Raw genomic sequence first — 17,598 nt, forward strand, 5'->3', positions numbered from 1 at the left:
CTTGTCAGAGTGTCACGGTGCCGCGACCGAGTTCGATCACGCGGCCGCCCACGCGAATCGCGCCCTCGGTGGTCACGTTCAGGTCCAGCCGGCAGCGGCGATCGACGAACTCGCCCTGGTCCACCTCGTAGCTGGCGGGCAACGGGTGGCCGGTTGCCACCAGCCATCCGCCCAGGTTGGCGCAAGCGGAGCCGGTGCCTGGGTCTTCCGCTACGCCGCCGCCTTGCTTGGTGAAGAAATACCGCACAAGTGCCTTGCCTGGCTGTTCCGGGTCGAATGCAAAGACATAGGCGGTCTTGCGGCCCAGGCTGCTTTGCGGCCAGCGATCGAGCCGGCTGCTGTCCGGTTGTGCGCGACGTACTGCGTCGGGCGTCTTCACGGGGACCAACAATTGGTCGGCGCCGGTGTCGACCCACATCGGTGATCCGGCAAGATCGTCCATGGTCAGACCCAGTAACGATGCCATCTCGGCATCCGGCAGGCCCGCCGGGGCGGTCTTTGGTGCGCCCGTGTGCGGTGCGGTCAGTGTCCAGCGGTCGCCCTTGGCCGTGACCGGGACCACGCCGGCCTTGAACTCCAGCGAAAGCGCGTCGCCCGTTTTCATCAGGTCCCGTACAACGTGCGCCGTGCCAAGCGTCGGATGGCCCGCGAAGCGCATCTCGTATCCCGGCGTGAAAATGCGCACGGCGGCGTTGGCGTTGTCGGATGGGAGCACGAAGGTGGTCTCCGACAGGTTGAACTGCAGGGCCAGCGCCTGCATGGTCGCGTCATCGAGTCCGCGCGCGTCCTCGAACACACACAGGGGATTGCCGCCGAAGGTGGACTCGGCGAATACGTTGACGATTCGGTAGGCAAAAGTAGGCATGGGGGCGGCTTTCCAGAAATCAGCGACTCGGCAAGTGTACGGGAGCCTCCACGCCATGCCATGCACAGTTTCACGCGAATGCAGCGGAACAGTTGCAGCCCGGGACCTGATGCAAGCGGCGCGCGCGTTTGAGCGAACTACGATTGGCGCCTTTTGCATTGATATCGTCTATGCCGTGGCGATCAGGCGCTTCCTGAGCCTGCCGGTGTATTGAGTACTGAGCGTGGCAATCCCGGAATGAAAATAGGCGCCATGGGTTTCCCCATGGCGCCTCGCAGGACTTCTACTACGTACTACCTACAGCGGTACAGCTAAACCTCTGCCTCAGAAGCCCACGGCCTGACCGTCGCGGCGGCTGTCGCTGGCGGCCACATAGCCTTGCTCGGCATCGTCCGACAAACGCCAGATGAACTGGCCGGAGCCGAAGTCCATATACGGGTCTTCCACGGATTTGAGCTTGTGGCCGCGCTCCTTGAGCCCGGCCACGGTGTTCGGGTCCATGGTGCCTTCAACGTCCAGCGTGAAGTCGCGGTTGACCTTCCAGCGCGGTGCGCAGCAGGCAGCCTGCGGTTGCTGGTTGTAGTCGAGCATGCGCACGACGGTTTGCAGATGACCTTGCGGTTGCATATCGCCGCCCATGACGCCGAAGCTCATTACGGGCTTGCCTTGCTTTGTCAGGAAGGCCGGGATAATCGTGTGGAACGGGCGCTTGCCGCCTTCCACCACGTTGGCCGACTTCGGATCCATCGAGAATCCCACGCCACGGTTCTGCAGGCTGATGCCGGTGCCCGGCACCACGACGCCGGAACCGAAGCCCATGTAGTTCGACTGGATGAACGAGATCATCATGCCGTTCTCGTCCGCCGCGGTCAGGTAGATCGTGCCGCCAGTGCGGGGCATGCCGAAGTTGAAATGCGTCGCGCGCTGCATGTCGATCAGCTTGGCGCGGGACTTCAGGTAGGCCTCGTCCAGCATCTGCTCGGGCGTGACCTCCATGCTGCGCGGATCGGCCACGTAGCGGTACAGGTCCGCGAAGGCAAGCTTCATCGCCTCGATCTGCAGGTGCTGCGAGTCGACTGAATCCACCGACAGCGAGCCGACGTCGAATTGATCGAGGATACCCAGCGCCATCAGCGCGGCAATGCCCTGGCCGTTCGGCGGAATCTCGTGCACTTCGTAGCCACGGTAGGACTTGCTGATCGGCGTGACCCACTCGGGGCGGTAGTTGCGCAGATCGTCGAGCGTCATCGCGCCACCGCATGCCTTGCTGAACGCGGCGATTTTCTCGGCGATTTCGCCTTCATAGTACGCACGGCCGCCAGTGGCGCCGATCTTGCGCAGCGTGTCTGCGGCATCCTTGAACAAGAACTTCTCGCCGACGGCCGGCGCGCGGCCATTCGGCATGAACGTGTCGGCAAAGCCGGGCTGGCTCTTGAGGTCCGGCACGGCGGCGGCCCACTTGTGCGCAACCACCGGCGGCACTGCATAGCCACGTTCTGCGATCTCGATCGCGGGTTCCATCAGGTCTTCGAACGGCAGCTTGCCGAAGCGTTCGTGCAGCGCGGCCCAGCCGGCGATGACACCAGGCACGGTGACCGAATCCCAGCCACGGATGGGCCGGTTCGCAAGGCCGTTGCCATCGGCGCCGTACTTGTTCTTGAAGTAGTCCGGATTCCACGCGGCCGGCGCCACGCCCGACGAATTCAGGCCGTGCAGTTGCTTTCCGTCCCACAGGATTGCGAAGGCATCGCTGCCCAGGCCGCACGACACTGGTTCCACCAGCGTGATCGCCGCGGCGGCGGCAATCGCGGCGTCCACTGCGTTGCCGCCCTTGAGCAGCATCCGCAGGCCGGCCTGGGCCGCCAGCGGATGCGAGGTCGACACAACGTTGCGCGCGAACAGCGGAATGCGCACGGTGGGGTAGGGGTTGGTCCAGTTGAAGTTCTGCATGGTGTCTCTCGCTATGCCTAGTGTTTTCTCTGCTCTCCCATCACGCAGGAGAGCAGAGCAAAATTGGGGATCAAAGAATCAATCCACCTGGATCTTCCGATCCTTGATCAGCTTGCCCCAGCGGGCGCTGTCCTTCTTCACCATCGCGGCGAACTGCGCCGGTGTGCCGCCAACGGGCTCGGCGCCGAGCTTGGCCAGGCGATCCTTGACGTCCTGCGACTGGATGGCCTTGTTGAACTCGCTGTTCAGGCGGTTGACGATATCTGCCGGCAGGCCCTTGGGGCCATAGATGCCGAACCATGTGTCCGATTCGAATCCGGGCAGCCCCGATTCGTTGACCGTCGGCAGGTCCGGCGCCAGCGGCGAGCGCTTCATGCTGGTCACGGCCAGCGCTTTCAGCTTGCCGTCCTTCACGTGCGGCATGCCGGATACGATGCTGTCGAACAGGATCTGCACCTTGTTCGAGATCAGGTCAGGTACCGCCAGCGCCGTGCCACGGTACGGAATATGTGTGATGAACACACCGGCCTGGGCCTTGAATGCTTCGGCGGTCAGATGCACGACCGTGCCGTTGCCACTCGATGCGTAATTCAATTCGCCCGGATGCTTCTTGGCGTAGTCGATCAGTTCCTTGACGTTCTTCACCGGCAGCGAGTTCGGCACCACCAGCACGTTGGTGGCTGTGGCCACCTGGCCGATCGGCGTGAAGTCCGTCTCGGTGTTGTACGGCAGATGGGTGTTGATATACGGGCCGATAGAGTGCGTGCTGGTCGTGGCGATCAGCAGTGTGTAGCCGTCGGCGGGCGCCTTGGCCGCCATGTCCGAGCCGATCGCGCCGCCGGCGCCGGGCCGGTTGTCCACCACGATCTGCTGGCCCATGCTCGTGCCCACCTTCTGGGCAATGGCGCGCGCCAGCAGATCAGTGGCGCCGCTGGCCGGGAAGGGCACGATCAGCCGGATCGGCTTGCTGGGATAGTTCTCTGCGTGCGACGGGGCAGCAGCTAGGGTCAGGCTCGTGGCGAGGCCGACGCCAATCAGGCGAAGCCAGGTCTTCATTTCTCTTCTCCGGTGCGGATGGGTACGGCGCATCTCTTCTGGGCAGCAACCCAAAATTATTCCGCGCCGGTCGACATAATGAAAGTTAATATTCCTTGCCTGATCCACAAGAAAAACTTGTGAATCGAGCAAGGAGGCCAGCGACCCATATGCATTCAATGAGCACCCCATGAGCACAATCCGCTTTCTAAGGACCTTCGTAGCCGTGGCCGAGCATGGCTCGTTCGCCGCTGCCGCCGGTCAGGTGGCGCTGACCCAGGCGGCAGTGAGCCTGCAGATGCGCTCCCTGGAAGAAGAATTGCGGCGCGAACTGTTCGACCGCAGCGGGCGCGTGGCAGTGCTCAATGCCGATGGCCGGGAATTGCTGCCCATGGCGCGGCGGCTGCTGGATCTCTATGAGGAGATGCGGCTGCCACTTTCAGGGTCCGATGCGATGGCGGGGGCTGTGGCGGTCGGCGCGGTGGTGTCGGTGATGGGTGGGCTGTCGCATGTCGTGGCGCGGCTCAAGCGCACGCACGCAGCGCTTGATGTCCGGCTTATCGGCGCGAAGTCGATCGAATTGGCGACGATGGTGGAGGGCGGCGAGCTCGATGCGGCGTTTCTGGTCGAAGGCATGGCGCGCCCATCCGGGGTGCTGCGCTGGACGCCCCTCTATAACGAGCCGCTGGTGGCCATCGCCGCGCGGGGCAGCAGCGGCGATACGGCGCGTCAGGCGCTGGCGGCCAATCCGTTCCTGCGGTTCGATCGCACCCAGCGTACCGGCGTGCTGGTGGAGCGCGCGCTCCGCCGCGCCCATTTGCGCACCAACGAGTTTCTCGAACTGAATTCGATCGAGGCCCTGGTGGAACTCGTGCGTCAGGAAGTGGGGGTGACCGTGGTGCCGCTGCTAAAACGTGCCCGCTGGCAGGAAGACGAGGCGCTGCGCATCCTGCCGCTGCAGGCCGATGGCGAGCCGATGGTCCGCACCATCGGCATGCTGGAGCGGCGCGATCACGGCCGCGCGCACGTGACCGAAGCGATCCGCGCCGCGTGTGCCGATTTGTTCGCCACCTGAACGCCGCATGAGCCCCAACTGAATGCCGCATTGCTGCGGCGCCGGAATGAAAAAAGGGCGCCGCAATGGGCGCCCTTCCAGTACGGCGGAAGCTGAGGCCGGAGGCCTTACTCTTCCTGGAATGCTTCTTCGCGCTTGGCCTTGATCGACGGCATGGCCACGATCAGTACCAGCACTGCCGCGCCGATCAGCAGACCCAGCGACAGCGGGCGCGTCACGAACACGGTGAAGTCACCACGCGACAGCAGCAGCGAGCGGCGGAAGTTTTCTTCCATCATCGGTCCGAGCACGAAGCCCAGCAGCAGCGGAGCGGGTTCGCACTTCAGCTTGATGAACAGGTAGCCGATCACGCCGAAGGCCGCGGTCTGGAACACGTCGAACGTGGTGTTCTGGACCGAGTACACGCCGATGCAGCAGAACGTCAGGATCGCCGGGAACAGGAAGCGGTACGGCACCTTGAGCAGCTTCACCCACACGCCGATCATCGGCAGGTTCAGGATGATCAGCATGAAGTTGCCAATCCACATCGAAGCGATCAGGCCCCAGAACAGCGCGGGGTTGCTGCTCATCACCTGCGGACCAGGCTGGATGTTGTGGATCGTCATCGCACCGACCATCAGCGCCATCACGGCGTTGGGCGGAATGCCCAGCGTCAGCAGCGGGATGAACGAGGTCTGCGCAGCGGCGTTGTTGGCCGATTCCGGACCTGCCACGCCTTCGATCGCACCCTTGCCGAACTCGTGCGAGAACTTCGACGTCTTCTTTTCCAGCGAGTACGCGGCGAACGAAGCCAGCGCGGCACCGCCACCCGGCAGGATACCCAGTGCCGAACCCAGCGCCGTGCCACGCAGCACCGCCGGAATCATGCGCTTGAAGTCTTCCTTGGTCGGGAACAGGTTCGTCACGCTGTCCGTGAAGGTTTCGCGGGCTTCCTTCTGTTCCAGGTTCGCGATGATTTCCGCGAAGCCGAACACACCCATCGCCACCGACACGAAGTTCAGGCCGTCGGTCAGTTCAGGCACGTCGAACGAGAAGCGCGCAGCGCCCGAGTTCACGTCGGTACCGACCAGACCCAGCAACAGGCCCAGCACGATCATCGAGATGGCCTTCACCAGCGAGCCCGAAGCCAGCACCACGGCGCCGATCAGGCCCAGCACCATCAGCGAGAAGTACTCGGCGGGACCGAACTTGAACGCCAGTTCCGACAGCGGCGCGGCAAACGCGGCCAGGATCAGGGTAGCCACGCAGCCAGCGAAGAACGAACCAAGGCCAGCAGTAGCCAGCGCCACACCAGCGCGGCCACGACGTGCCATCTGATAGCCGTCGATCGTGGTCACCACCGACGACGATTCGCCCGGCAGGTTCACCAGAATAGCGGTGGTCGAACCGCCGTACTGTGCGCCGTAGTAGATACCGGCCAGCATGATCAGCGCGGCCACCGGCGGCAGCGTGTACGTCACCGGCAGCAGCATGGCGATGGTTGCCAGAGGCCCGAGGCCCGGCAGCACGCCGATCAGCGTCCCGAGCACGCAGCCCAGGAATGCGTACGCGAGGTTTTGCAGTGACAGGGCGGTTGCAAAGCCCAGTCCGAGGTTGTCTAACAGTTCCATGAGGCCCGTCTCCTTAGCTTGCCAGGAAAGCCGGCCACACCGGCATCTGCAGGTTGATGCCGTACACAAAGGCGCCCATGCTGATCAGCACGAGGATGATCGCGTTCAAAACGGCACCCTTCCAGCTGAATTCATGGCTGGCCATCGAGGAAACCAGCACCAGCACCACGACCGACAGCACCATGCCGAGCGGCTTGAGCAGCAGGCCGAACAGCACGACCGCACCCAGGATCCACAGCAGGATCTTGATGTCCCAGCGTTCCAGGCTGTCTTGTGCCGCCTTGGACGACAGCGAACCCCACAGTACCAGCGCGCCCAGCAGGGCGAGCACGATGCCGAGCCAGAACGGGAAGTAGCCCGGTCCCATCTTGGCGGCTGTTCCCATGGAATAGCCACGGGCGACGAAGGAAAAGCCCAGACCGACCAGAATGAACATCAGGCCGGAGGCAAAGTCCTTTTGGCTGCGTATGCGCAAAATGATTCTCCTCGATTGACTTGCTTGAACTTGACGCGACGTGCCGGAAAACCGGCCTGTCAACTGGGTCGCGGGTGCACGTCACCCACGGCCCGGCGACACTCCCCGTCGCGGGCAGGGTGGAAGTTAAAAGTGCATCCTTTCAGCTACCTTTCATATGTCTGCATTTGGGTGCATCCTCAGGGTATGTCCCTAGGCATACGTCCGAAAGCTGTTCGAAAGGCGGACGTAAGTCGTTGACGATGCAAGGGAAATCACGAGGCGAACGGGAGATTGGACGTCTGGCAGCAGGGCGTTGAGTCGGCCTCGGCGTGCACTATCATCGACAGAACCGGTCGGTATATCGGCGCTAAGACGGTACGGGGAGCCACGGGATGGAAAGCATCGATCACGCCATTCTGCTCGGCGCCGTCGTGATGACGGCGGGCATCCTGCTCGGGGTTTTCTCGTCGCGCTTCGGTGTCCCGTTCCTGCTGGTCTTCCTGGGCGTGGGCATGGCGGCCGGGGTCGATGGCCCCGGCGGCATCCGCTTCTCCAACACCTGGCTCAGCTTCCTGGTGGGCAATATCGCGCTGGCCGTGATCCTGCTCGATGGGGGGTTGCGCACGCGCCTTGCCACCTTCCGCGTGGCGCTGCGGCCGTCCTTGTCGCTGGCCACGCTGGGGGTGGTCATCACGGCGGTGCTGGTCGGCGCGTTTGCTTCCTGGTTGCTCGGGATCGACTGGAAGCTCGGGCTGTTGCTCGGCGCCATCGTTGGCTCGACCGATGCCGCCGCTGTCTTCTCCCTGCTCAACGGTAGCGGCGTGCGGCTCACGGAGCGCGTGGCCAGCGTGCTCGAGATCGAGTCGGGCATCAACGATCCCATGGCAATCTTCCTGACCCTGACGTTGATCGAGTGGATCACCGCGCCGCAGGGGCTGTCGCCAGGTGCGCTGGTGACGCGGCTGGTAGTGCAGTTCGGGGTGGGTGGGGTGCTCGGCGCGGCGCTGGGCTACTGTCTGGCCAATGTGATGGAGCGCGTCAACGTGGCTGAGGGCCTGCAGGCCATTCTGGTCTGTTCGGGGGGCTGTATGGTCTGGGCGATCGTGCAGACTGCCGGCGGCAGTGGCTTCCTGGCGGTCTACCTGACCGGGATGATCGTCGGCAACCGGGAACACGCGGTCAGCGGCGACACGATGCGCGCAATGGACGGCATGGCCTGGCTGGCGCAGTCGGCGATGTTCCTGCTGCTTGGCCTGCTGGTGTCTCCGCACCGGATCTGGGACATCGCGCTGCCCGCCGCGGCCGTGGCGTTGTTTCTGATGTGCGTGGCGCGGCCCGTGGCCGTCTGGATCTCGTTGCTGCCGTTCCGGTTCAACGCGCGCGAGAAGGGTTTCGTGGCGTGGATGGGGTTGCGCGGCGCGGTGCCGATCGTGCTGTCGCTGTTCCCGATGCTGCAGGGCATGAAGGATTCCGGGTTGCTGTTTCGCGTGGCGTTCGCGGTGGTGCTGGCCAGCCTGCTGTGCCAGGGCACCACGGTCGCCCTGGCCGCACGGCTGGCGCGCGTGCTGCGGCCGCTCTACAACGAACCGCTATCGCGTGAGCGGATGCGCGGCACCCAGGCGCCAGCACTGGAGTTGATGCAGTTCGAGGTGGCGGCAAATTCGCCGGTAGACAGCTTGCGCGCGGACCAACTCGAATTGCCAATGCGCAGCCGCCTGATGACCGTGGCGCGTGACGGGGCGCTGGTGCCGCTCGACCGCGCCATCCTGCGTGCTGGCGATATCGCCTCGGTGCTGGCGCCCGGCGGTGTTCTGCCGGTGCTTTCTCGACTGTTCCTGACATCAGGACCGCCGCCTGCCTGGGACCAGGTGACCTACGATTTTCTGCTTGCGGGACAGGCGAGTCTGGCGGATGTCGCCGCGCTGTATGGCACCCGGGCGCTGCTGCCGCACGAGCAGTTGAGCACGCTCGAACAGGCGATGCTGGCGGTGTTCCGGTCGCCGCCGGTAGAGGGGGATGCGTTGGAGATCGCCGGCTTGCGGCTGACGGTGACCCGCATGGACGGGCCCCGCATCGTGCAGGTGGGATTGCTGCTGCCGCGCCCGGTGGCGGCGGGCGCTGGCGATGGCACTAACCATCGCTGGCGCCGGCGTCACCGGGCACGGCCGGGGCTGGACCAGGTCAGTCGACCTTCGCGCCGGAAACCTTGACGATCTGGCTGTACTTCCTCAGTTCGCGCTGGATCAGGGTGGCGAACTGGTCAGGCGTGGTCGGCGCCGGCTGCGCGCCGATGCGTGCCAGCTTCGCCTTCATGTCGTCGGTCTTCAGGATCGCCACGATGTCGCGATTGAGCCGATCGACGATGTCGCGCGGGGTGCCGGCCGGTGCGAGCACGCCGAACCACGTGGAGATATCGAAGGTCTCCAGGCCCAGTCCCTTGCCGGCTTCGGCAATCGTCGGCAGTTCCGGGAATGCAGCCGCGCGGCTGGCCGTGGTGACCGCGAACGCCTTGAGCTTGCCCGCCTTGATGTTGGCCGACGCCGACGCGAGGTTGTCGAAGATCAGGTCGGTTTGGCCCGACAGCACCGACATTTGCGCGGGCGCCGCGCCGTTGTACGGGATATGAACCATGCTGACGTGCGCCATGCTCTTGAACAGCTCGCCCGACAGGTGTCCGGCGCTGCCGTTGCCACCCGACGCGTAGTCGAGCTTGCCCGGATGCTTGCGTGCGTATTCGACCAGATCGCGCACGTTATTGATGTGCAGTTCGGCGGCCTTGCCAGGGTGCATCACGAGTACGTTCGGCACGTCGGCCACGAGCGTGATCGGCGTGAAATCCTTGACCGGGTCATACGGCATCTTGGCGAACAGCGTCGGGTTGATCGCATGGGTGGCCACTGCGCCCATCACGATCGTGTAGCCGTCGGCGGGCTGCTTGGCCACGAAGTCCGCGCCAAGATTTCCGCCCGCGCCGGGCCGGTTCTCCACCACCACGGGCTGACCGAGGCTATCGCGCAGCTTCTCGCCGATGGCGCGCGCTACGGTGTCGAGCGGGCCGCCGGCCGGGTAGGGCACGACGAAGCGGATCGGCTTGGTGGGCCAGTTGCTGGCGGCACTGGCCGGCGCGGCAAAGGCCAGCGTGGCGGCCATAGCGGCGCCCATCGCGGCGGAGAGCAGGGTCTTCAACATAAGTCAGTGGATAAACAGGAGGAAAGCGAATGACCAGCGCGGGTGCGACTGGCCAGAGGCCGCGGCAGGGCGCGGCCCATCGAGGTCTCAGTGGATGCCGATGCCGCGCGCCATCATCACCGCGCAAAGCGGTAGCAGGATGAACGCATGGGCTTCGATCATGACCCAGCGGCGCACCTTCTTGATTTCGGCCGGAGTCGGCACGAACTCGGGCAGCTTCAGCGACTGCTTGCGCCACCGCGCAAAGGCAAACGTCGGTGGCAGCGTGGCCAGCGCGATCAGCACGAACACGGTGATCTTGGCGTGGAACCACGGGTTGTGCAGATAGAAGTCCACACCCTTGGCGCCATAGAACAGGCGTAACAGTCCGGTGGCCAGCACTGCCATCGCCGACAGGAAATAGAAGAAGTCGTATTGGGACAGGCGGCGCACGGCGGAAGGCGGCATGTCCGGGCGCAGCACGACGGCCTCTGCGGCCATCAGCGTGACAAGGACGAAAATCGCCGTGAAGTGCAGGAACGCGAGCAGGGCGTCGGTCAGCATGCATTCTCCTCAGGGTTGGGGAAACGTCATGATCACCGGCTGCGCGCACCCGCCGGAGCGGGTGCGGTCAAGTCAATGGCGGAAAGCGTGGGCGGGGAAGGTCAGACCACGCCCTTGTTGCGCAGGGCGGCGATGTGTTCGGCACTGTAGCCGAGTGTCTCGCCAAGCACCACATCCGTGTGCTCCCCGAGCAACGGCGGATGGCGCAGCGCCTCGGTCGGCGTGGCGCTCATCTTCATCGGGCTGCCCACCAGCTTGACCGTGCCGGCCGAGGGGTGGGGCAGGTCCACGCGCAGGCCACGCGCCACCACCTGCTCGTTCTCGAAGACCTCGTCGAGCGTGTTGATCGGCCCGCACGGCACGCTGGCGCGCTCCAGGTCCAGAATCCACTGTTCACGCGTGCGCGGCGCCACCATCTCGGCCAGGATCGGTACCAGCACGTCGCGGTGCGCCACGCGCTGCGGATTGGTGGCGAAGCGCGGGTCGTCGGCCAGCTCGGGGCGGCCGCCGGCGGTGACGAACTTGCGGAATTGGCCGTCGTTGCCCACCGCGACGATGAGCCATCCATCGGCGGCCTGGAACGTCTGGTAAGGGACGATGTTCGGGTGCGCGTTGCCCCAGCGCTTCGGCGGGACGCCGCTGGCCAGGTAATTGGTGTTCATGTTTGCCAGCATCGACACCTGCACGTCCAGCAGCGCCATGTCGATGTACTGGCCTTCGCCGGTACGGTCGCGGTGGGCCAGCGCGGCCAGCACGGCGATGGTGGCGTACTGTCCCGTCATGAGGTCAGAGATCGCCACGCCGGCTTTCTGCGGGCCGCCGCCGGGCAGGTCGTCGCGCTCGCCGGTGATGCTCATGAAGCCGCCCATGCCCTGGATAATGAAATCGTAGCCCGGGCGCTGGGCGTAGGGGCCGGTCTGGCCGAAACCAGTGACCGAGCAGTAGATCAGGTCCGGCTTGATCGCTTTGAGCGATTCATAATCGAGGCCATACTTCTTGAGTTGTCCGACCTTGTAGTTTTCGAGCACCACATCGCTCTGCGCGGCCAGGTCGCGCACGAGTTGCTGCCCCTCCGGCGTGCTGATGTCGCACGTCACCGAACGCTTGTTGCGGTTGGCCGCCAGATAGTAGGCGGCCTCGGCCGTGTCTTCGCCCTCGGGGGTCTTGAGCCAGGGTGGGCCCCAGATGCGCGTGTCGTCACCGGCGCCGGGGCGCTCGATCTTGATCACGTCGGCGCCGAAATCGGCAAGATTCTGGGCGCACCACGGGCCCGCGAGCACGCGGGTCAGGTCGAGGACGCGAAGATGGCTTAAAGCTCCCATGGCGATGGCGGCAGGCAGGTTCGAAAGAGCCAGCACTCTATCACCGGGGCAGTCGGGCGATGTCCCTGCGCGGAATCCCGAAGGAAGATCGTTGGGCGATAATCGGACAGCCGTCTGCCTGTCAGGGCGCTTGCCGACGGACACCTGCCCACCACTGCCCCGGGACGGGCCTTCCCCGTATAATCAACGGTTTGCAAATCCAACCTGACTGACTGCGCCGTGCCTCGACGCCGGCTGCGCCCGCACAACATGAAAGTCTCCGACATTCGCAGCAAGTTCCTTCAGTTCTTCGAGTCGAAGGGCCACACGGTGGTCCGCTCGTCCAGCCTGGTGCCGGCGAACGACCCGACGCTGCTGTTTACCAATTCGGGCATGGTGCAGTTCAAGGACGTGTTCCTCGGCACTGACAAGCGTCCCTACGTACGCGCCACGTCGTCGCAGCGCTCGGTGCGCGCCGGCGGCAAGCACAACGACCTCGAGAATGTGGGTTACACGGCACGTCACCACACGTTCTTCGAAATGCTGGGCAATTTCTCGTTCGGCGACTACTTCAAGCGCGAGGCCATCCAGTACGCGTGGGAACTGCTGACCAAGGTCTACCAGCTCCCCGCCGATAAGCTCTGGGTCACGGTCTACGCCGAGGACGACGAGGCTTACGACATCTGGGCCAAGGAAGTGGGCGTGCCGGCCGACCGCATCGTGCGTATCGGCGACAACAAGGGCGCGCGCTACGCGTCGGACAACTTCTGGCAGATGGCCGATACCGGCCCGTGCGGCCCGTGCTCGGAAATCTTCTACGACCACGGCCCGGACGTGTGGGGCGGCCCCCCGGGATCGCCGGAAGAAGACGGCGACCGCTACATCGAGATCTGGAACCTGGTGTTCATGCAGTTCAACCGCGACGAGCAGGGCACCATGACGCCGCTGCCCAAGCCGTGCGTGGACACCGGCATGGGCCTGGAGCGTATTGCCGCCGTGCTGCAGCACGTGCATAGCAACTATGAGATCGATCTGTTCCAGGCACTGATCAAGGGCGCTGGCCGTGAAACGCATATCGCGGACCTGAACCAGAATTCGCTGAAGGTCATCGCCGACCACATCCGCGCCTGCTCGTTCCTGATCGTCGACGGTGTGATTCCGGGCAACGAAGGCCGTGGCTATGTGCTGCGCCGTATCGTGCGTCGCGCGATTCGTCATGGATACAAGCTCGGTCAGAAGACGCCGTTCTTCCACAAGCTCGTGGGCGACCTCGTCGCGCAGATGGGCGAAGCCTATCCGGAACTGGCCGAAGCCCAGTCGCGCGTGGTGGAAGTGCTGAAGGCCGAGGAAGAACGCTTCTTCGAAACCATCGAAAACGGCATGTCGATCCTCGACGCCGCCGTGGCGGACCTGAAGGCCAAGGGCGGCAAGGTGCTCGACGGTGAACTGGCGTTCAAGCTGCACGATACGTTCGGCTTCCCGCTCGACCTGACGCAGGACGTGGCGCGCGAGCAGGAGATCACGGTGGACGAAGCGGCGTTCGACGCAGCGATGACCCGCCAGCGCGAACAGGCCCGTGCGGCCGGCAAGTTCAAGATGGCCGCAGGCCTCGAATACTCGGGCGAGAAGACCGTGTTCCACGGCTACGACTCGCTTTCGATGGAAGGCGTGCGTGTGACCGCGTTGTACGTTGATGGCGCATCGGTCGACACGATGCAGCCGGGCCAGAGCGGTGTGGTTGTGCTGGACAACACGCCGTTCTACGCCGAGTCGGGCGGTCAGGTGGGCGATCAGGGCACGCTGGTGTCGGGCCCGGCCGTGTTCGCCGTGGCGGATACCACCAAGATCCAGTCCGACGTGTTCGGTCATCAGGGCACGCTGGCCAATGGTGCGCTCAAGGTGGGCGATACCGTGGCGGCACAGGTCGACGCGGTCCGCCGCGCGCGCACCGTGCGCAACCACTCGGCCACCCACCTGATGCACAAGGCGCTGCGCGAAGTGCTGGGCACCCACGTGCAGCAGAAGGGCTCGCTGGTCGATCCGGACAAGACCCGCTTCGACTTCTCGCACAACGCGCCGCTGACCGATGCGCAGATCCGCCAGATCGAAGAGATCGTCAATGCCGAGATCCTGAGCAATGCGCCGACCGTGGCACAGGTCATGCCGTTCGACGACGCGGTCAAGAGCGGCGCGATGGCACTGTTCGGCGAGAAGTACGCTGACGATGTGCGTGTGCTGTCAATCGGTACGTCGAAGGAACTGTGCGGCGGCACGCACGTGACCCGCACCGGCGATATCGGCCTGTTCAAGATCGTCGTGGAAGCTGGCGTGGCCGCTGGCATCCGCCGCGTGGAGGCGATCACCGGCGACAACGCGCTGCACTACCTGCAATCGCTCGACGCACGTCTCAACGAAGCCGCCGCCGCGCTGCGCGCGCAACCTTCGGAACTGGTGCCGCGCATCGGCCAGGTGCAGGACCAGGTTCGCGCGCTCGAGAAGGAACTGGAAAAGCTCAAGAGCAAGCTGGCTTCGTCGCAAGGCGATGAGCTTGCGGCGCAGGCCGTGGACGTCAAGGGCCTGAAGGTGCTGGCTGCCCAGCTCGACGGCGCCGACGTGAAGACGCTGCGCGAAACGATGGACAAGCTCAAGGACAAGCTGCAGAGCGCGGCCATCGTGCTGGCAGCTGTGGCTGACGGCAAGGTGAGCCTGATCGCGGGTGTGACCGCCGATGCTACGTCGAAGGTCAAGGCCGGCGAACTGGTCAACTTCGTTGCCCAGCAAGTGGGCGGCAAGGGCGGTGGCCGTCCGGACATGGCCCAGGCAGGCGGCACCGATCCGGCAAATCTGCCGAAGGCGCTGGCTGGCGTGACGGAGTGGGTGTCGGCGAAGGTCTGAGCCCCGTCGGCATCAATGAGGAAGGCCTCCCGTAACGGAAGGCCTTTCTCGGGAAATAAAAAACGGCTGCGTGAGCAGCCGTTTTTTATTGCGAAGTCGCCAGATCAGGCGCGGCCGAGTTCGCCATCCTTCAGTCGCCACAGGTTTAGCGGGTTGCCGTCCTGCACGGCTTGCGGCAGCAGGTCCGCCGGCACGTTCTGGTAGCACACCGGACGCAGGAACCGGTCGATCGCGCTAGCGCCCACCGAGGTTGTACGCGTGTCCGACGTCGCCGGGAACGGGCCACCGTGGACCATCGCGAACGACACTTCCACGCCGGTCGGAAAACCATTGAACAGCACACGACCGACCTTGCGCTCCAGCGCGGGGAGCAGGCGGGCCGCCAGTGCGTGGTCGCCGGCATCCGCCTGCACCGTGGCGGTGAGCTGGCCTTCCAGGATGCGCGTCACGGCGAGCAGTGCCTCGGCATCCTTGCAGGTGACCAGTACCGTGGACGGGCCGAAGACTTCGACGTGCATGCGGTGGTCGGCAATGAACTGCTCCGCCGAGGTCTCGAAGAATACCGGGCGCGCCTGGTTCGGGCCCGTCGCATCCAGTCCGCAGGCCGCACGCGAGAGCCCGGCGATATCGGAGAGTTGCGTGACGCCACGTTCGAACGCCTGATGGATGCCCGGCGTCAGCATGGTGGCGGCGGGTTTGCCGGTCAGCGCGGCGAGGGCAGTCGCGCGGAATGCCTCAAGGGCCGGACCTTCGATGGCCAGCAGCAGGCCGGGGTTTGTGCAGAACTGGCCGACGCCGAGCACCAGCGAGTCGATCAGGTCGCGGGCAATCTGTTCGCCGCGCGCGGCCAAGGCTTCGGGCAGCAGGTATACGGGGTTGATGCTGCTCATCTCGGCATAGACCGGGATCGGCTGCGGGCGCGTGTTGGCCACGTTCACCAAGGCCAGCCCACCGGTGCGCGATCCGGTGAACCCGACCGCCTGGATGGCAGGGTGGGCAACCAGCGACGTGCCGATCGCATTACCTACACCCATCACGAGCGAGAACACGCCTTCAGGCAGACCGCTGTCGGCCACGGCCTTCTGGATGGCGCGGCCAACCAGTTCGGACGTGCCGGGGTGAGCGGGGTGGGCCTTGGCAACAACCGGGCAACCGGCGGCCAGAGCAGACGCGGTGTCGCCGCCAGCCACCGAGAAAGCCAGCGGGAAGTTGCTGGCGCCGAACACGGCCACGGGACCGACCGCGATCTTCTGCATCCGCAGGTCGGGGCGCGGCGGGGCGCGCTCGGGCAGGGCGCTGTCGAGCGTGGCATCCTGCCAGCGGCCGTCGCGTAGCACCCGGGCGAACAGGCGCAACTGACCGGTGGTTCGGCCGCGCTCGCCCTGGAGGCGGGCGAGCGGCAGTGCCGTTTCGGCGTGCGCGCGCTGGATCAGTTCGTCGCCAATAGCTTCGATGGCGTCGGCAATCGACTCCAGGAAGCGGGCGCGTTGTTCGGGCGAGGTGGCGCGATAGGCATCGAAGGCCGCCTCCGCCAGCACGCAGGCGCGCTCGACGTCGTTGGCATTGCCGCTGTGGAATGCCGGTTCGAGTTGCTCGCCGGTGGCCGGGTTGATCCCGTAAAACGTCTCTTCTGTGCCGCGCACGGCGCTCGCGCCGATCAGCATTTCGCCGGTAATCGTCATGATCTTGGGTCCTGCGGGTGAGGAGGGATTGGCATGGCGGCCAGCGTGGCCGTCACATCAGGCTGGAAGTGATTTTGTCGTAAGACATCATATGACATGGCGCGGCATGCCGCAACCGCGTCGCCCGTAGGGATTCCCCCGCGGGCAACATATAGCGGGCGTGCCTTAGGCCGTCGATCCCGCCATTGCAGATGCCTTGCGCAAACGCTCCCGGCTATTGGTTAGGTGCATCCGCATGGCAGCCTTGGCGGCTTCCGGGTCGCGTCGCTCGATGGCGTCGTAGATGCTTTCGTGCTCGAAGTTCACGCGTTCCAGATACTGCTCGCGCTCGGGCTGGCTGACTTGCAGCCGGCTGCGCGGGATCACCATCGTGCCGAGGTGGCCCATGATGTCCTTGAAGTATCGGTTGCCCGTGGCGCGTGCGATAGACAGGTGAAATTCGAAATCGGCGCCTACCGCATCGCTGCCCTCCAGCGCGCTGTGCTTGATGTCGTCGAGTGCCCGGCGAATTGCCCGTAGTTGGTCGTCACTGCGGCGCGTGGCGGCCAGGCTGGCGGCTTCGGCTTCCAGGCTGACGCGGAATTCCAGCATTGCCAGCACATCCATCGCCGTGACAATGGCCGAAGGGTCGATGCGGAACGGCGATTGCGTTTCCGCAGGGCGATTCAGGACAAAAGTGCCGATGCCGTGGCGCGTCTCCACCATGCCGCTGGCCTGCAGCCGCGACAGCGCCTCGCGCACCACCGTGCGGCTCACGCCGAGCCTGGCCATGATTTCGGATTCGGTCGGGAGTTTGTCGCCCGGTTTGAGCTGGCCCTGCTGGATGTTCTCGGTCAGGCTGCCGACCACCTCTTCGGCGAGCGTGCGGCCACGGCGGCGCAGGGGAGCGGGCGAAGTCAGCGGGGCATTGGACATGGCGGGCAGATATCTTGGATCTTGGCCAGTGGCGATCACTGGTTGTTGACCGTGTAGTGATGCGCTCATTATACTTCGTCA

At 64.9% G+C, this 17,598-nt stretch carries 13 protein-coding genes; 3 read left to right on the plus strand and 10 right to left on the minus strand.

Translation table 11 applies throughout. From position 1 onward, the window contains the following. Nucleotides 1–4 precede the first annotated feature (4 nt). From K6G35_RS04070 to K6G35_RS04080, 3 genes are all read right to left on the minus strand, one after another. Nucleotides 5–865, minus strand: a complete 861-nt coding sequence (locus tag K6G35_RS04070) for a PhzF family phenazine biosynthesis protein (protein WP_495676118.1) — start codon at nucleotides 863–865, stop codon at nucleotides 5–7. Between the two features lie 324 nt (nucleotides 866–1,189). After that, on the minus strand, nucleotides 1,190–2,815 hold the full coding sequence (ggt, locus tag K6G35_RS04075; RefSeq protein ID WP_495676119.1) for a gamma-glutamyltransferase: 1,626 nt from the start codon (nucleotides 2,813–2,815) through the stop codon (nucleotides 1,190–1,192). 78 nt (nucleotides 2,816–2,893) lie between these two features. Further along, nucleotides 2,894–3,871, minus strand: coding sequence for a Bug family tripartite tricarboxylate transporter substrate binding protein (locus tag K6G35_RS04080; RefSeq protein WP_035881591.1), 978 nt, complete (start codon nucleotides 3,869–3,871; stop codon nucleotides 2,894–2,896). Nucleotides 3,872–4,040: 169 nt separating this feature from the next. Between K6G35_RS04080 and K6G35_RS04085 the strand changes: the two genes are divergently transcribed. Continuing rightward, nucleotides 4,041–4,925, plus strand: a complete 885-nt coding sequence (locus K6G35_RS04085) for a LysR substrate-binding domain-containing protein (protein WP_035881592.1) — start codon at nucleotides 4,041–4,043, stop codon at nucleotides 4,923–4,925. Between the two features lie 107 nt (nucleotides 4,926–5,032). Here K6G35_RS04085 and K6G35_RS04090 read toward each other — a convergent pair whose 3' ends face one another. Together K6G35_RS04090 and K6G35_RS04095 are read right to left on the minus strand one after the other, a co-directional pair. Continuing rightward, nucleotides 5,033–6,535 carry a tripartite tricarboxylate transporter permease gene (locus K6G35_RS04090; RefSeq protein ID WP_035881593.1) on the minus strand — a complete coding sequence of 501 codons (1,503 nt, stop codon included), beginning with the start codon at nucleotides 6,533–6,535 and terminating at the stop codon, nucleotides 5,033–5,035. Nucleotides 6,536–6,548: 13 nt separating this feature from the next. Next, nucleotides 6,549–7,010 carry a tripartite tricarboxylate transporter TctB family protein gene (locus K6G35_RS04095; RefSeq protein ID WP_008647137.1) on the minus strand — a complete coding sequence of 154 codons (462 nt, stop codon included), beginning with the start codon at nucleotides 7,008–7,010 and terminating at the stop codon, nucleotides 6,549–6,551. A 374-nt stretch (nucleotides 7,011–7,384) separates the two neighbouring features. Here K6G35_RS04095 and K6G35_RS04100 point away from each other — a divergent pair, with 374 nt between their 5' ends. Further along, the gene (locus K6G35_RS04100; protein WP_495676120.1) at nucleotides 7,385–9,202 is read left to right on the plus strand and encodes a potassium/proton antiporter; all 1,818 of its coding nucleotides are present in this window, start codon (nucleotides 7,385–7,387) and stop codon (nucleotides 9,200–9,202) included. On the opposite strand, the gene K6G35_RS04105 is transcribed toward K6G35_RS04100, so the two are convergent. The 3 genes from K6G35_RS04105 to K6G35_RS04115 all read right to left on the minus strand — a co-directional run bounded on the left by K6G35_RS04105 (nucleotide 9,174) and on the right by K6G35_RS04115 (nucleotide 12,046). Beyond that, nucleotides 9,174–10,181, minus strand: coding sequence for a tripartite tricarboxylate transporter substrate binding protein (locus tag K6G35_RS04105; RefSeq protein WP_035881596.1), 1,008 nt, complete (start codon nucleotides 10,179–10,181; stop codon nucleotides 9,174–9,176). The two genes, K6G35_RS04100 and K6G35_RS04105, sit on opposite strands and share 29 nt — an antisense overlap. 87 nt (nucleotides 10,182–10,268) lie before the next feature. Continuing rightward, nucleotides 10,269–10,724 (minus strand): DUF2214 family protein, encoded by a 456-nt coding sequence (locus K6G35_RS04110; protein ID WP_035881597.1) that lies wholly within the window; start codon nucleotides 10,722–10,724, stop codon nucleotides 10,269–10,271. 101 nt (nucleotides 10,725–10,825) lie between these two features. Beyond that, entirely contained in the window at nucleotides 10,826–12,046 is a 1,221-nt protein-coding gene (locus K6G35_RS04115) for a CaiB/BaiF CoA transferase family protein (protein WP_008647133.1), read from the minus strand. Nucleotides 12,047–12,295: 249 nt separating this feature from the next. On the opposite strand from K6G35_RS04115, the gene alaS reads away from it, so the two are divergent. Continuing rightward, a complete protein-coding gene (gene alaS, locus K6G35_RS04120) occupies nucleotides 12,296–14,920 on the plus strand; it encodes an alanine--tRNA ligase (protein ID WP_008647132.1) in 2,625 nt (874 codons plus the stop codon). A gap of 104 nt (nucleotides 14,921–15,024) precedes the next feature. Here the strand turns inward: alaS and K6G35_RS04125 are convergent, their stop codons facing one another. Together K6G35_RS04125 and K6G35_RS04130 are read right to left on the minus strand one after the other, a co-directional pair. Then, nucleotides 15,025–16,602, minus strand: coding sequence for an aldehyde dehydrogenase (NADP(+)) (locus K6G35_RS04125; RefSeq protein WP_035881599.1), 1,578 nt, complete (start codon nucleotides 16,600–16,602; stop codon nucleotides 15,025–15,027). A 165-nt stretch (nucleotides 16,603–16,767) separates the two neighbouring features. Beyond that, a complete protein-coding gene (locus tag K6G35_RS04130) occupies nucleotides 16,768–17,517 on the minus strand; it encodes a FadR/GntR family transcriptional regulator (RefSeq protein WP_495676121.1) in 750 nt (249 codons plus the stop codon). Nucleotides 17,518–17,598: the final 81 nt, after the last annotated feature.

This window comes from Cupriavidus sp. HY129 (genome assembly GCF_059492215.1).

Bases quoted from the DNA above. Each gene is read 5' to 3' on its own strand.
- K6G35_RS04070 (WP_495676118.1), bottom strand. From the start codon at position 865: ATGCCTACTTTTGCCTACCGAATCGTCAACGTATTCGCCGAGTCCACC.
- ggt (WP_495676119.1), bottom strand. From the start codon at position 2,815: ATGCAGAACTTCAACTGGACCAACCCCTACCCCACCGTGCGCATTCCG.
- K6G35_RS04080 (WP_035881591.1), bottom strand. From the start codon at position 3,871: ATGAAGACCTGGCTTCGCCTGATTGGCGTCGGCCTCGCCACGAGCCTG.
- K6G35_RS04085 (WP_035881592.1), top strand. From the start codon at position 4,041: ATGAGCACAATCCGCTTTCTAAGGACCTTCGTAGCCGTGGCCGAGCAT.
- K6G35_RS04090 (WP_035881593.1), bottom strand. From the start codon at position 6,535: ATGGAACTGTTAGACAACCTCGGACTGGGCTTTGCAACCGCCCTGTCA.
- K6G35_RS04100 (WP_495676120.1), top strand. From the start codon at position 7,385: ATGGAAAGCATCGATCACGCCATTCTGCTCGGCGCCGTCGTGATGACG.
- K6G35_RS04105 (WP_035881596.1), bottom strand. From the start codon at position 10,181: ATGTTGAAGACCCTGCTCTCCGCCGCGATGGGCGCCGCTATGGCCGCC.
- K6G35_RS04110 (WP_035881597.1), bottom strand. From the start codon at position 10,724: ATGCTGACCGACGCCCTGCTCGCGTTCCTGCACTTCACGGCGATTTTC.
- K6G35_RS04115 (WP_008647133.1), bottom strand. From the start codon at position 12,046: ATGGGAGCTTTAAGCCATCTTCGCGTCCTCGACCTGACCCGCGTGCTC.
- alaS (WP_008647132.1), top strand. From the start codon at position 12,296: ATGAAAGTCTCCGACATTCGCAGCAAGTTCCTTCAGTTCTTCGAGTCG.
- K6G35_RS04125 (WP_035881599.1), bottom strand. From the start codon at position 16,602: ATGACGATTACCGGCGAAATGCTGATCGGCGCGAGCGCCGTGCGCGGC.
- K6G35_RS04130 (WP_495676121.1), bottom strand. From the start codon at position 17,517: ATGTCCAATGCCCCGCTGACTTCGCCCGCTCCCCTGCGCCGCCGTGGC.